This is a genomic window from Leptolyngbya sp. FACHB-541, from assembly GCF_014695875.1.
Taxonomy (GTDB): Bacteria; Cyanobacteriota; Cyanobacteriia; order Elainellales; family Elainellaceae; genus JAAUTN01.
The window spans coordinates 1-14,359 of the sequence record NZ_JACJPC010000016.1 but is presented as its reverse complement, the minus strand read 5'-3'; the positions used below and the strand labels follow the sequence as shown (position 1 = coordinate 14,359).

11 protein-coding genes and 1 pseudogene are annotated in these 14,359 nt (G+C 48.3%); 3 read left to right on the top strand and 9 right to left on the bottom strand.

Annotated features, from left to right (window positions below):
• Positions 1-152: pseudogene (locus H6G00_RS02090) on the bottom strand (photosystem II q(b) protein); the annotation flags it as partial.
• Positions 153-434: 282 nt separating this feature from the next.
• On the opposite strand from H6G00_RS02090, the gene H6G00_RS02085 reads away from it, so the two are divergent.
• Positions 435-4,142 carry an NB-ARC domain-containing protein gene (locus H6G00_RS02085; RefSeq protein ID WP_190795449.1) on the top strand — a complete coding sequence of 1,236 codons (3,708 nt, stop codon included), beginning with the start codon at positions 435-437 and terminating at the stop codon, positions 4,140-4,142.
• A 39-nt stretch (positions 4,143-4,181) separates the two neighbouring features.
• Here the strand turns inward: H6G00_RS02085 and cbiB are convergent, their stop codons facing one another.
• The 8 genes from cbiB to H6G00_RS02045 all read right to left on the bottom strand — a co-directional run bounded on the left by cbiB (position 4,182) and on the right by H6G00_RS02045 (position 11,529).
• On the bottom strand, positions 4,182-5,165 hold the full coding sequence (cbiB, locus tag H6G00_RS02080) for an adenosylcobinamide-phosphate synthase CbiB (protein ID WP_190795448.1): 984 nt from the start codon (positions 5,163-5,165) through the stop codon (positions 4,182-4,184).
• A complete protein-coding gene (locus tag H6G00_RS02075) occupies positions 5,162-5,671 on the bottom strand; it encodes a 2'-5' RNA ligase family protein (RefSeq protein WP_190795447.1) in 510 nt (169 codons plus the stop codon). The genes cbiB and H6G00_RS02075 overlap by 4 nt, the downstream gene beginning before the upstream one ends.
• A 5-nt stretch (positions 5,672-5,676) precedes the next feature.
• The gene (locus H6G00_RS02070) at positions 5,677-7,131 is read right to left on the bottom strand and encodes an ATP-binding protein (RefSeq protein ID WP_190795446.1); all 1,455 of its coding nucleotides are present in this window, start codon (positions 7,129-7,131) and stop codon (positions 5,677-5,679) included.
• Positions 7,132-7,193: 62 nt separating this feature from the next.
• On the bottom strand, positions 7,194-9,104 hold the full coding sequence (locus H6G00_RS02065; RefSeq protein ID WP_190795445.1) for a CHASE2 domain-containing protein: 1,911 nt from the start codon (positions 9,102-9,104) through the stop codon (positions 7,194-7,196).
• Complete coding sequence (locus tag H6G00_RS02060; RefSeq protein WP_190795444.1) at positions 9,105-9,779, bottom strand: response regulator transcription factor; 675 nt, start codon at positions 9,777-9,779, stop codon at positions 9,105-9,107.
• Positions 9,780-9,791: 12 nt separating this feature from the next.
• Positions 9,792-10,490, bottom strand: a complete 699-nt coding sequence (locus H6G00_RS02055; protein ID WP_190795443.1) for a hypothetical protein — start codon at positions 10,488-10,490, stop codon at positions 9,792-9,794.
• A gap of 210 nt (positions 10,491-10,700) precedes the next feature.
• Complete coding sequence (locus H6G00_RS02050) at positions 10,701-11,186, bottom strand: hypothetical protein (RefSeq protein ID WP_190643710.1); 486 nt, start codon at positions 11,184-11,186, stop codon at positions 10,701-10,703.
• Between the two features lie 124 nt (positions 11,187-11,310).
• Positions 11,311-11,529: a hypothetical protein gene (locus tag H6G00_RS02045; RefSeq protein ID WP_190795442.1), complete on the bottom strand. Its 219-nt coding sequence runs from the start codon at positions 11,527-11,529 to the stop codon at positions 11,311-11,313.
• A 292-nt stretch (positions 11,530-11,821) separates the two neighbouring features.
• Here H6G00_RS02045 and H6G00_RS02040 point away from each other — a divergent pair, with 292 nt between their 5' ends.
• Both H6G00_RS02040 and H6G00_RS02035 read left to right on the top strand, forming a co-directional pair.
• Positions 11,822-12,703, top strand: coding sequence for a calcium-binding protein (locus H6G00_RS02040; RefSeq protein ID WP_190795441.1), 882 nt, complete (start codon positions 11,822-11,824; stop codon positions 12,701-12,703).
• A 468-nt stretch (positions 12,704-13,171) separates the two neighbouring features.
• Positions 13,172-14,170, top strand: coding sequence for a Uma2 family endonuclease (locus H6G00_RS02035; RefSeq protein WP_190795440.1), 999 nt, complete (start codon positions 13,172-13,174; stop codon positions 14,168-14,170).
• The last annotated feature ends 189 nt before the right edge of the window (positions 14,171-14,359 follow it).

The following is a 14,359-nucleotide window of genomic DNA, read 5'->3' as shown; positions in this document are numbered from 1 at the left end:
GCGATGATGAAGCAGATGGTGGCAGAGAGCAGGGTGGGGATCATCAGAACGCCGAACCAGCCTACGTACAGGCGGTTGTCGGTGCTGGTCACCCAGTTGCAGAACTGCTCCCATAGGGATGCGCTCTCGCGCCGCTGTAGAGTCGTTGTCATAAATCAATGATTCCTTTTATCTATCGATGTGAGTTGCTGTGATTTCTTCGCAACTGTTCGTATCGTAGGGAAGGCTTGAGGCGATCGCAGTTATAAAGAGTTAGTCAAAGTTAGGTGTTTGAGTTAGCAATTCGACACATGATGTTACATAACATTAAGCAAACTAGCGAAACTGAGGGATCAGTATAGGATTGGATTAAGAATTTGATACAGAGCTTTACATGCCACTCAGAAACGAGTGCAAGATTCATCCTGATTAATTCCTCATTCGTGCTGCAAACCATGACGGTTGAAGAAGCTTTAGCGACAGTTGAAGCCATTTTCGGCAAAGCGGTTTTCAATGATTTGCAGGAAATCATTTTCCGTCAGTCTTGGGAGCGCAAAACCTACCCTGAAATTGCTGAAATTGCTGGCTATGATGCTGATTACGTCAAGCTAGTTGGCTTTCAACTGTGGCAATCACTTTCAGAAACATTGGATGAGAAAGTAACTAAAAACAATTTTCGCTCTGTGTTGAAACGATGGCATGACCGAGGTGTGAAGTCTGTTACCCGCAGCATTGTCAAGACGTTACCCGTAAAGGGTTCAAATGCAGACGTTAATGCAACCGATGGACATCAGGATTGGGGAGATGCAATTGATGTTTCAGTGTTTTATGGGCGATCGCAAGAACTCACTATCTTAGAAAAATGGCTAACTCACGATCGCTGCCGATTAGTTGCAATTTTAGGTATTGGCGGCACTGGGAAAACTGCTTTGTCGGTCAAGCTAGCAGAGCAGCTACAGCATCAGTTTGAATATGTGATCTGGCGATCGCTACATAATGCACCCACATTCGACTCACTGTTAAACAGCCTGACTTACTTGCCAACTAGTGCTGAATTGACTGCTTCTCAAGACATTGAGCAGCGAATGATGCAGCTTTTGAAGCACTTTAGAACCCATCGCTGTCTATTGATTTTGGATAATGTAGAAACGATTTTGGCAGAGGCAACAGGGGACACTCGTGGGAGCCGAGTCGGTCATTATCGCCCTGGGTTTGAACTCTATGGAGAATTGTTCAAAAAAATAGGAGAGTTAAAACATCAAAGCTGTTTGCTGTTAACCAGTCGAGAAAAGCCCAAAGAGATGGCTACCCTGGAAGGAAAAACACTTCCTGTTCGTTCATTTCAGCTAAACGGATTGACAGCAGTAGAAGGGCAAGAAATCTTACAGGCAAAAGGAAACTTTTCGGGTTCACAACAAGACTGGCAACAACTGATTCAAGCCTATGCAGGTAATCCTCTAGCGCTCAAAATTGTGGCAACCACCATTCATGACCTGTTTGCTGGAAATGTAGCTCACTTTTTGGCACAGAGAAGTGTAATTTTTGGGGATATTCAGGACTTATTGACCCAACAGTTTGATCGGTTGTCGGCTTTAGAGCAGCAGGTGATGTATTGGCTGGCAATCAACCGTGAACCTGTGGCGATCGCTGACCTTCAAGCAGACATCCTTTCTCCATTACTGCCATCAGACTTACTGGAAGCACTGGAAGCTTTGCAGCGGCGATCGCTGATTGAACAAACTCCATCCTCAGGAGTTGAAAGGCGTGCCACCCTATTTACACTTCAGCCCGTTTTGATGGAATACGTCACGCAGCGGCTGATCCAGCACGTTTGCACTGAATTAAGTCCGCAGCGGGAACAACAAAGCAGTCTGAACCCCTCAACCTTTGAACGAGATGCCTCATCAACACCCACTCCGCACTTCAAAGCTTATGCACTGATTAAAGCTCAGTCTCAGGAATATGTAAAAGAAGCGCAAATTAGCTTGATCCTCAAACCGATCGCAACTCAACTGCTGCATCTTTTTGGTAGTGACGCTGCGTTGGAAACAATGTTGCTGCAAAAGCTTTCCTCATTACGTCGAAAACTATCGATCGAGGTAGGTTACATGGGTGGCAACATAATTAACTTGCTTCACCAGTTCAAGCCAGATCTAAACGGATATGACTTTTCTGAGCTAATCGTTTGGCAGGCAGATTTAAAGAGCGTTTCTCTACAACATACTGATTTCTCCCATTCTGATCTGTCAAAATCGACGTTTACTGAGAGTTTTAACCACATCTACATCATGTCAGTGAGTGCCAACGGAGAATGGCTAGCCTCGGCTGACACACAGGGTGAGATCTGCCTGTGGCAACTGAAGGATGGACAACTGTTGAATACTTGGGAGGCGCATAACGGTACAGTTCGTTCACTCACGTTTATGCCTGATGGTGAGACGTTAGCCAGTGGTGGCGACGATCAACTATTGAAACTGTGGAATGCGAGAACTGGGCGGTGCTTGCGATCGCTCTATAACCCAACTGGAACGGTTTGGGCGATCGCACCTAGCCCAGATGGTCAAACCATTGTCATCACCGATGGCACCATCCGAGTATGGAATCGCGATCTAGATAAGTTGTCTATCCTGAGCCGGGAGCTTGACTGGACAACCAACGTTCGATTCAGTCCTGATGGCGAAATTCTCGCCTGTGCCTGCAATGACGGCACGATTAAGCTGCGGAATCCTCATACCGGCGAATGTTTCAAGCTGTTGCCTGGGCATCAGCGCGGACCACTGGTATTTCTGTGTTTTAGCCCCGATGGCAAAATGCTAATGAGCAGCGGGCTAGATAACCAGTTGAAGTGGTGGGATGTAAAAACCGGGGAATGTCTACAAACCCAATCTCATCAGGGTTGGGTCTGGTGGGTTGACTGTAGCGAGGATGGTGAGATGGTCGTAAGCTGTAGCGCAGATCAAACAATTAAACTGTGGCATCTCCAAACCGGGCAACTGTTGAAAACTCTGCACGGACATGAATATGGCGTTCGAGTTGCCCTGTTTAGTCAGGACGGACGGACGCTGATTAGTAGTGATGAAGGACAAACCTTGAAGCTGTGGAACATCCCAACCGGGCAATGCCTCAAAACATGGCGAGGATACAGCGATAGCATCTGGGCGATCGCCTTTAGCTCTGACGGACGCACGCTGGTAAGCAGCGGGGAGGAGCAGACTGCAAAACTGTGGGATGTGCAAACCGGACAATGTATCAAACGGCTTAAGGGACATGGAGTTTGGGTGCGATCGGTCGCTTTTAGCCCGGACGATCAAACAGTGGCGACTAGCGGTGTAGACGGTGTGGTAAGGCTCTGGCAAGTTTCGACCGGAGAGTGTTTGCAAATCTTGCGGGGTCATGCAGGGTTTGTCTGGTCTGTGGCTTATAGCTCTAAGGGTGAAACGGTGGCGACTTGCAGCGTGGACTACACGATCCGGTTGTGGGATGTTTACTCAGGTCAGTGTCTACGGGTGTTCAATCATGGCAGTCCAGTGATTGCTGTGATTTACAGTCCCGATGGTCAACAGTTGGCAAGTTACAGTGTTGATCAGGGAATTCGCGTGTGGAACATTGCCACAGGTGAATGTATGAATGTGCTCCAGGCTGATAGTGCGTGGCACTTTTCTGCTACCTTTGATTGGGGTGGGGCGATCGCCTACAGTCCCGATGGGCAAGTCTTAGCCAGCAATAGTGGTACTGGCTCTGTGCAAATCTGGGATGCAGCAACCGGGCAACCTTTACGGCTATTGCAGGCACACGATAGCTCAATTGTGGCAATCGCCTACAGTCCCAACGGACAACGGTTAGTCACTGCCAGCCTGGATCAAGTCATTAAAGTGTGGAATGCCCAAACAGGAGAATGTCTTCAAGTTTTAGAAGGGCATACCAAATGGATTCACACGCTTACTTTTACAGTACTGTTTACGTCTGATTCCTCCAATTTGCAGTCTGTACTAGCCAGCAGCAGCGGCGATCGCACGATTCGTTTTTGGGACATCGAAACCGGAGAATGCTTGAAAGTTCTTAGAAGTGATAGACCCTATGAGGGGATGAATATCACTGGGGTTACCGGATTAACGGCAATTCAGCGATCGACTTTGAAGGCTTTGGGGGCGGTTGAGAGGTAATGAGTTATGGGAATTGGGGGTTAGGGTTTAGAAGCACTCTCAGCTCAACCAGAGCGTGAGAATGGCGATCGCCACCCAGATCAGAAACATCCAACGGGTTAATTCCATTGCCTGCTCAATTCGGGCTGGAGTAATCGGGTGAATGGAATCGCCCAACAGTGGCTTGTGTTTCACAGTGCCTTTGTAGACATTCACTCCACCTACCTGCACCCCGACTACGGCTGCATAGGCGCACTCACTCCATCCGGCGTTGGGGCTGGGATCTTGAGGGGCATCTCGGCAGCAGATCTGCCACACATATTTAGGTTTACCGGATAGGAGTGAGAGAGTTAATACCATCAGGCGACAGGGAATCCAGGTGAGGTAATCTTCCAGACGGGCGCTAAACCAGCCGAGGTGGGTGTAGGGTGCTTCTCGGTAGCCCACCATTGAATCGAGCGTACTTGCGGCTTTATATGCCAGCGCAAAAGGAACACTGCCGATCGGGGTGAAGGCTCCGATAATCGCCCAAAACAAGGGGGCCATGACTCCATCGGTGGCATTTTCTGTCACGGTTTCAAACACTGCCCGCAGGATTTCGGATTCTGTTAGCTGTGCTGTATCTCGTCCAACGTACAGACTGAGTTTTGATCGGGCTGTTGCTAAATCTCCAGTCTTTAAGGGCTGCAAGACATCTTGAGCAGCAGTTCTCAAACTGCGTCCGGCAAAACAGCTTGCTAGCAAAATAGATGAGACGGCGATCGCCACGCTCCAATGCACCCAACCTGCTGCCTGAACGATTAGCCACCCTGCAACTCCACTACCGCCAATCACTCCCAACCCTAAAATGACTCCTGAGATCCGCAAACTTAAGGGATGTTTGAGCAGTTTTAACGTAAAGTGAGTATATCGGCTAATTATCCAACCTATCACCTGAACGGGATGTAACCAGTTCCAGGGATCACCGATGAGATAATCGAGCAAGGAGGCGATCGCCAATCCAGCTATGGCAAAATTGTTAGTCCACGGGGTTATAGATATCATTTGAAATCAAACTGGTTTGCCAATTCCCACGGTCCGCCTTTGTAATACCAGAGCAACAATCCCTCACCTGTTCCCTGAAAGGCTTTCCATTCACTGACGAGTTGGTCATACAACAATCGAGCCTGGTCAGGAGTCACCTTGTTTTGAATAGTGATATGGGGGCGATAGCCCTGCTGGTCTTGGCGGCTCAGCCAATCGTGCCAATGGGTCGCAAGCTGTTGACGAAGTTGGATCAGTTCAGGACATTCAACTTCTACAGCCACTCCTTTGCCGAGAAAACGTAATGTTGTAAAAGTGAGAGTTAAGGGTGGGATGTGAGAACGGAAGTCCTGCAACGTCTGTTGAATACTCGATTTCTGTTCACCTGGAAGTGCGTGGAACAGGGTAATGTGGGCAGATAAAAAGTTCCTTTCAGGTGGGAAGTGCTGCTGACGTAACTGATCAAAATAGCTAAAGGTTTTCTGATCTAGCTTTAGAGTCAAGATCAACGGAGATAGGTCAGACATAAGATTCACACTTCAACCTTGGAAAGAGACTCTTCATGCCCACTCTTTTGCAGGGGCAAACCGATGGTCAGGGTTGTCCCATGCCCAAATGTACTGTTTGCAGTGATGTTGCCGCCATGAGCTTCTACGATGCGTTTGGCGATCGCCAGTCCTAAGCCCGTGCTGCTGCCTTTGCGGGAAGGATCGGCAGTATAAAACTGCTCAAAAATACGGGGCAGATCCCGCTCACTGATACCCGTTCCCTGGTCGCTAAGTCTGATCACAATCTGCTTTCCCTCACGCTGCCCTGTGATTGAAATTTGGGAGTTGGGTTGAGAATGTTTGATTGCGTTGTCCAGGATGTTGAGCAAAGCCTGTAACAGTCGCTCTGGGTCACCCTGAATTTGCAGATTTGCTACGTTTTGCTGAATTGTAATTTCTAGCGCTTTAAGTCGAGTTTCCATTGCTCGTACAGCTCGCTCAATCAAATCTGGAAGGGCGATCGCTCGGTTCTCCAACGATGTGACTCCGGCTTCGAGTCTTCCCAGATCAAGCAGGTCATAGACTAGCTGAGATAAGCGTTTGATCTCATCTTCAACCGTTTGAAAGAAGCGATCGCGCAGTTCTGGTTCGGCATCAGCACCGCTTCTGAGCGCTTCTACGGTTAACTGAACATTACTAATCGGAGTGCGTAACTCGTGGGACACATCAGCTAGAAAAGAGCGCCTTTCCTGATCGAGAGACTCCAAACGTTGGCTCATGCGGTTTAGCTCGATCGCAAGCTGATCTAACTCATTGCTCTGACGAATGGTGAGGCGATCGCCAAAGTGACCGCTGCCCAGCCGAATTGCAAAAGCCTGCATGGTTTGAATGGGTCTGGACAAACTGCGAGCCAACCATTCGCTAATCAAAGTACACAGTAGAACCGTGAGAAACAATGCTCCTAATACAGTCCAGATGATGTTGGCAAACTGATTTTGCAGTTGTTCTAGCGTAATCGACATCCGCAACACGCCCAGCATTTGCCCATTGCGCGAGATCGGACGGGAAATATAAAGGCGATCGTCATTTGATAAAAGTCCTTTGGTTAGACCCTGATCAACTTGATTTTGCAACGCTTCGCTAACCCCACTCACTTCCAGCCAGTTCTCAATTTGAGAGTCTAACTGAGGGCTAGAGGTGGCAATCAGTTGTCCGTTCACATCTAAAATGCGAAGGGTAATAGCCTCCGGCGATCCATAGCGCTGCATCAGCAACTCCACACGGTCAAGATCCTCCTCTTCTAGAGCATCTGCCACACTCTCGCCCAAAGCGCCACTCCAGTTTTCTAGGTCAACTTGTCTGGTTTCAATGAAATAGTTGTAGCAAGACCACAAAATGTAGCCTGACATCAATGATGTCCCAATTGCGGTTAGCATCCAATAAGTCACTAACAGCTTGGTGTGAATAGAGTTCCACTTGATGCCAGATAACCAACCCATCCAACAGTCCTCGCGCAGAAATCGGCTATAGCCATCCTAATGTGATTCGTGAACAGGATGGTTTAAGAATGCGATTTTATCTTGGCAGCCTTCCATTTCAGCTCACACAGGGTGCCTTTGGGTTTAACAAATTCTCGCCGAAACTGTCCGCCTAACTGCTGTTCTAGATTCTTGGCGAGTTGGGTGCCACGTCCGCCCGTGGTCGGTTGTGTGGGGTCAAATCCTTTGCCATTGTCCATCACTCGAATCACATTCCAGCCCTCTTCTTGCTTACAGGTGACATCTAGTCGAGTTGCGCCTGCTGCATATTTGCCAACGTTACACAAACTTTCTTCTAGAAACCGTCCCAGGTTGCGCTTGTGTTCAAGGGTTAGCCCTGTAGTGTCAAGTGGCTCAAAGGTGGTGACGCTAAATTTGAGTGTTTTGAAGTAGTCAAATTCTCGCTTGAGGGTGTAGCTATACACTTCATAAAGCACTTCATCGAGTGATTCGGTCAAGGCGATCGCCTGATCTTCTGCCAGATGCAGGTTTTCGTCACGGGTCAACACTTCCTGGCGCACCAGTTCGTACACGGCTCGTAGTTCCTGGTTAAGATCTTTGAGTCTTGCCTCAATCTGAGGAATTTCCAGATCACCCGATTGCGTCTGTCTGAGCAACAAGGATAGCGTTTGCAGCGGGCCGTTATGAATGGCGTTAAAGGTGTGATCAATCACATATTGGCGATCGCGTAACTGCTGTTTTAAATCCTGCTGATATCGATAAAACAGAGCAGTGGTTATCCCCGCCCCATTCACCAGTAGAATGATCAGTGGTGGCACCATTGGCATCCACCAGCCCATGATTAAAAGCCAGTAGGATAAGCCCAAAAATATAGCACAGCTTAAACTCAGTCCCGCAACAACGCGCCAGGGAGTGCTCAAAAATCGTCCTAAACTGATGCCTAAAATTCCCCAGGCGACAATCCACAGATATTCCCACCTCTCACCCCAACTGTTGAGTAGCGGACGCTGATAGAGGGCTGCCTGCACAATTTGACTAATTGCGTGCGCCTGCACTTCTACGCCGTAAACAATTCCTGGTGCTGGATTGGGAGCCGTACTAGAAACAGCAACCGTGTTGATAATATCTTTGACGCTGGGCGCAACAACGCCGATGAGGACGATGCGCTCGCGCACCAACTCATCAGGCACTTCACCTGCCAATACGGCCCGCAGCGACACCATTTCAAACGGATGTCCACCGCTGCGGTAGTTGATGAATGTGTCAACCTCGTCCGTTAGTTTTTCTAAATTACGGTAGCCGCCTGTGTTGGGCTGAATCCGGGGCAGTTCAGCTGTGCCAAAGCGCAGTGCATAGGGGTCACGGAGTCCAGACTCTAGGGGTAAGTTGCGATCGCCCAAAAACTCCTCTGCTACGCGAATGGCTAACGAAAAGCTAAATTCCTCATCTGAATTGTAAGCCCCTAATAGATTGCGTCGTAGCTTGCCGTCTGGATCAGACTGGAGATCGGCAAAGCCCACCTGCTCGGCAGGCAAGGCGGGAGGAGGGGCGATCGTGCGAGGAAAGATTCGCTCGATGCCAATCAGGTTAGGTGTAGTGCGAAACAGGTTTGCAAGCTGCTGATGTCCTGGCTCTTGAGGTAAATCTCGAAAAATGTCCAACCCAATTACGGCAGGTTCAGACTGGTTTAGGGTTTGAATCAGGTCTGCCAGTTCGCCATCGGGGATAGGGTACTGTCCTACTGCTTGAATGTCATCTTCATCGATCCCAACAATGAGGATATGTTCGTCGGTGGGTTCAGGTGGACGCAGCCGCAGCAGATAGTCTAGCGCAAACCATTCCAGCATTTGTAGCCCACCAACCAGCCGCAGCCCTACAATCAGCCCGATTACCGCTAGCCCTGGCAGTGCGCCCGATCGCCAAAGCTGCAGTTCACGCTGAAGAACCGCCCAAATGCCTTGCCCTGTCCGCATTTAGTCAATCAATCCTTCTTCACGAGCGCGAATCTCAGTTTGAATCCGGTTATTCTTGCCCGCATCAGGATAAACGCCCAGAGCATCCTGTACCTGTGTCCAATAATGGCGCACAGTGCGTTCGGCGACTCTCATGCGTTCGGCGATCGCCTTGTCTTGCAAGCCTTCCTGAAACGCTAGTCGCAGCACTTCCAACCATTCTGGCTTAATCTCCAGTCCGGTTCGCATCTCCCTTGGCGTGTAGACGACTCCTTGAATTGCCCAGTCCACTTTGGTGAGCATTTCCTTCAGCGGCAGACTCTTCTCAGCAATGGTGAAGCCGCCCTCATGAGTATTAATAGACGGTTTGAGCCGCACCAGCGATTTTGCATTGGCGCTCTGCACCACAATATTTAGTGTTGGGAAGCGCTGGAGCAAAGTTCTCAACAGTTGTAGACCTGTCTCAGTGCGAGAAACCTGTCCCGATTGCTCTGGCAGCGCCAGGTCTACCACAACCAGGTCGGGCTGGGTTTGCTCAATCAGCGTCAGCGCTGTTGCAGTCGCCTGGGCCGTGCTGATTTTTGCATCGGGATATTGGCGCTGAAGCACCGTGACGGTGCTGTCTAACACCAGTTCGTGGTCGTCCACCACGACGATTTTTAGCCCAGCCACCCTTTTCCCTCCAGATCGATCCATCGTTGCATTCGTTTATACCTTATCGTGAGCGTACCGCCATCGAAAACACCAGGAAACGGTCTGCTGTTGCTGTCGATGAAAACAGCATCCCGAAGCAAGTACCTGAAAGGTCCGCGGCAAATACTTCAGATCTGGCGATCGCCCCGCCTTTTGAGCAGCCTCGATCGAAGCGTAGTGAATTTGCACCACCAGTTCTCCCCAGTGCTGACGGTTTCGTAACTCAATTGATATTGGCATCTCCGCATCAGCATTGTTCTGGGTTGCAACCAGATGTAACAACTGATCGAGTGCAGTCAAAAGTATCTGGCTGCGAATCAGCGGTTCAGAATGCCAGAAATCTGGCAGGGTCAGGGCGATCGCCTGCTGCGCCCCCTCAGTGGCGATCGCCTCAAACCGTTTTGCCCAGTCGCGAATTGCCAGCAGCAAGCTAACCTCTCCATAGGGTGGAGCCAGATTATCACTCAGTTGCACCAGATGCCCATCCAGATACTTCATCTGCTCGATCCAGTGCTGCACGCCATCTTCGTCCAGGCTCAGCTCCAGCCGCCGTCGCATTACAAATGTTTCCTGCAACAGCCCGTTGCGAACCTGCTCTGCCTCTCGACACAGCCATCGCTGCCGCTGCTCAAACCACCACCGTAGAGCTTGCTGAGTTTGCCAGTGAACCACAGCTAGCCACAATAAACCACTCACTAACAACAGGGAAAGCACAAATTAAATGGGTGGGAATGAGTAAAGTGGAAATTATTTGAGTAGGGATTTGGCATTGCCAAACCCCTACGGTCAGCCAAACTCCTACGGTCAGTAGACAATGCAAATTGATTGATGCATTGAGGCTACCTCTTATAAAACTCACATTCCTCTTCAATAGCTGTCCGAAAGCTGAAAACTTGATTGCACTTTTCTGCAAACCTTTTTCCGTCATCTACGGGCATCTGCCAAAGCAAGCTGATCGATCAATCCTGGCAACTGTTGAGGGCTGAAAACACTGAGATAGCGGGGAGTGAGGGAGGGAGTCAAAAGCTCCAGCATCAAGCGGTTCTCAACCCAAAACTCAACCACATCAAATAATCCATCTCGATTGGCAAGAAATACGCGCCATCCTTCCTTCTCACCAATTCGCTCAATCTCCTCCAGGCTGGCAGGCACAGAAATTGCAGCATGAACAGAAGTGTAGTGGCTCGGTTTCTGATTCAGTTGAAATCCGGCCTGCCCCTGATAGCTATCTGGAATCAGTTCAGTTCCGAGTGGATAAAACTCAAACATCGTGCCAAACTCATCCCCTGCCAAAACGATGTAACTACCTGGGTTGGGAGGGAAAGGAACTACTCGTCCATGAAGAATTTCAGCAAGAACTTCGGCAACATACAGCGGGTCGATAACTGCGACAGAAATATGGTGAAGCATGATTGTCTCCTTGAGATACTGTTAGGTTGAACTTGTGACTAAGAAAGTGATAGATGTGAGTTGAGTTAAATGGAGGGACTACACGCGATCGCCATCAATTTGCTCATGGGCGATCGCTATCACATCATTGTTGAGCAATGGTTTCAGACTGAAGTTGGGTTTGGGTTACACCATTTGTGTGAGCCTCAGCAGCATTGGCTTGTTGAGAAACTGCCCAGCCAATGAGTCCAAAGAAAACAGTGCTAGTGGCGAGGGTAGTGAGTGTCCAGTTAAAGAGCGATCGCTCCAGAGAGGGCATCGAAGCTAAGGATGGTGCAGCACCGGAAAGTGTAAGTGTTTTCATGAGGCAAACCCTCTTAGCGGTTGATACTTCCAACAATACCGAAGCAATTTCACGAAATCACGGTTAGTTCCAGTCAAGTTGAATGCAGTTTTCGGCAATCCTCATGGCTTCAAACAACACCAGGTTGTACCAGAAACGACGATTGAATTGACCGAAAACCTACATGAATTCCATCTTTTCTCCTTGCATGATGAAAACCATAACGCATCTAACACAGGGCAATGAATCACAGCATTTAGCCTTTGCAACTTGTGTTTATAGCAATTTTCAATTCATCAATCAGGAGAGAATCATGGCTCAAGTCGTCGGTAGCAACTTATCCGAGCGCGTATTTGGTACGAATGACAACGATGACTTATTTGGGCTAGGAGGAAACGACAGACTGACAGGGTTTGCAGGGGATGACCTGATGGCAGGTGGTACCGGCTACGACACCGCAGACTATAGCCCTCTGGGACGTGCAGTCACCCTCTTACCCGGTGGACGGGTAAGCAAAGGTGGGTTGGGAGTCGATCAGATGAACAGCATTGAGCGAATCGTTGGCACAGCCGGGTTAAACAACTCGATTGATGGGGCAAGCGGCAGCGGCAGTGCATCCTTCAACGTAGACTTGGGAGCCAAAAGACTCACGGTGAATAATGTTCCATTTTTAGGAACATTAAACTTCTCGGTAAATAACTTTGTGCATGTGCGTGGCACTCCCTCCGCCGACCGGATTACCGGCAGCGGCAAAGGAAATTTTCTAGATGGTCAGGGCGGTAATGATACGCTCACAGGAAGTGCTGGCAGCGACACATTAGTGGGCGGCAGTGGCATCGACATTCTTAATGGTGCTGACAATTTCTATAGAGGCTTCCTTGAAGTTGACACCCTCACGGGTGGAAACAACAACGATGGCTTTATAGTAGGCGATCGCTCTGGTTCATACTATCGATTCAATGGTTCCAGCGACTATGCCTTGATCAGGGATTTCACCCGTGGAGATCTAATTCAACTGGGCGCAGGTGAAACTTATCAAACCCGTCGAGACTCCTTTGGCTTTGACCTGTTTGTATTTCGTGGCGGTGTGGCAGACTTGGTTGCCGATGTTCGCACGACTTCCTTTGTATCGCTACCCTCTGGGCCATTTCGCCTTGCCTCTGGTCAGGTACTTGGTGGTTTCTATGGCGCTTAGATAACTTTAACACTAGTTAAACGAAGTGCCAGACTGGACCCAGTATTGGGATTAATCGCATCTAACCCTGATCGAGCAATCTCCTACCTTCTCTGGAGAAGCCCAATGATTCTCCAGGAAGGTTCAAAGGCTCTCTAGACAATCTCAGAGACTCTCTAAACAATTTAATGGAGTTCCTCAGACAATTTCAGAAGTTCTCTAGATAATCTAAAAGGCTCTCTAGACAATCTCAACCATTCTTCAAAGACTGCAAATAGAACATTGAATGCTCAAACTTCAGTCATGCAAACGGATACGATCTGTCCTTTGGGATCAGCGATCCCTTCTAAAAAGGTAAGAGCCCTGAGAAGTGATTTTCATTCCTCACATTCATACCTATTCTTGATGGGAAGCCCTATGCAGAGATTGGTAAACGAACTGAACAATGCTTACAATACAAACAAAAGTCCAAGCTGTTGAGGCTTTACGGTGACTCAAATTATTCTTAACCTCAACCCCTTCATTCAGCTAAGTGATGAACAGTTCTACCAACTGTGTCAGAATCACCGCGACTCAAAATTTGAGCGAACAGTCCAGGGAGAATTAGTCATCGTGCCATTAGTAGGTGAGGAAGGAGAAAGTTGGAAGGCAGATTTGATTAGGGAACTGATGTACTGGAATCGACAGTCTCAACTTGTTAAGGGATTCAATTCTTTAACCTGCTTCAGGCCACCAGAGGGGGGCAATCACTCTCTTGATGCAGCCTGGGCCTCTTCAGAACAATGGAATCAACTCACACCAGAACAACAAAAGAAACTTTCACTCCTCCATCCAGATTTCCTAATCGAACTGCCTTCTGAGAACAACGCCCTTGAGCCATCGCGACAAAAAATACAGGAATACCTCAACAATGGACTACGGTTAGGATGGCTAATTAATCTCCAAAAACGCCAGGTAGAGATTTACCGAGCAAATCAAATTAAGCAAGTACTTGAAGACCCAAAGCAGCTAAGCGGAGAAAATGTTTTCCCTGGCTTTGTATTGGATCTATCTACACTATGGGGCAAATCATGGCACTTCAGTATGGGCTTCCGAAATATACTGCAATTATTATTTGCTCCTACTGCCCTTGAAAAAGAATCACTTGAGTGGCGTAATAATATTCAAGCTGACACTGTTAAGAAGAATATAGAAGACAAAAGGAAAGGTCTTTTCTCAACCCTTTCCTGGATTTTTATCCCTGCTGCACTTGGCGTTATTGCCGCTCAGTTACTAAATCACGTATACATTATTCCTAGCAATTTTGTGCCCTACATTAGAACTTTCTCTTTATCAATATTTGCTTTTGCAACATTAAGTCGTCTAGAAGAAGCAAGAACGTTCGATGGTAACAGTTTGCCTGAAAAGACAAATACGTTTCTATTTAAGCTTTTCTACGGTTTTGGGTTTTCCCTTACCATTGCTACGTTGTTCTTAGCTATAGATTAGTTAGCGTTACGCTCTTTCTGCTATGCATGAATCAACGTAGGGCGGTCTAATGCTGGGTTCCCTTCGAGACTTTGTAATACCAATTCTCTAAAGTTCAGCTACAGATAAGGCATCTAAAATAGACCGTCGCCCTACAATCGAGAAGATTACTTCTGGTGTTAAAGCATCAAGTCTCTCTTTCACCTGCTG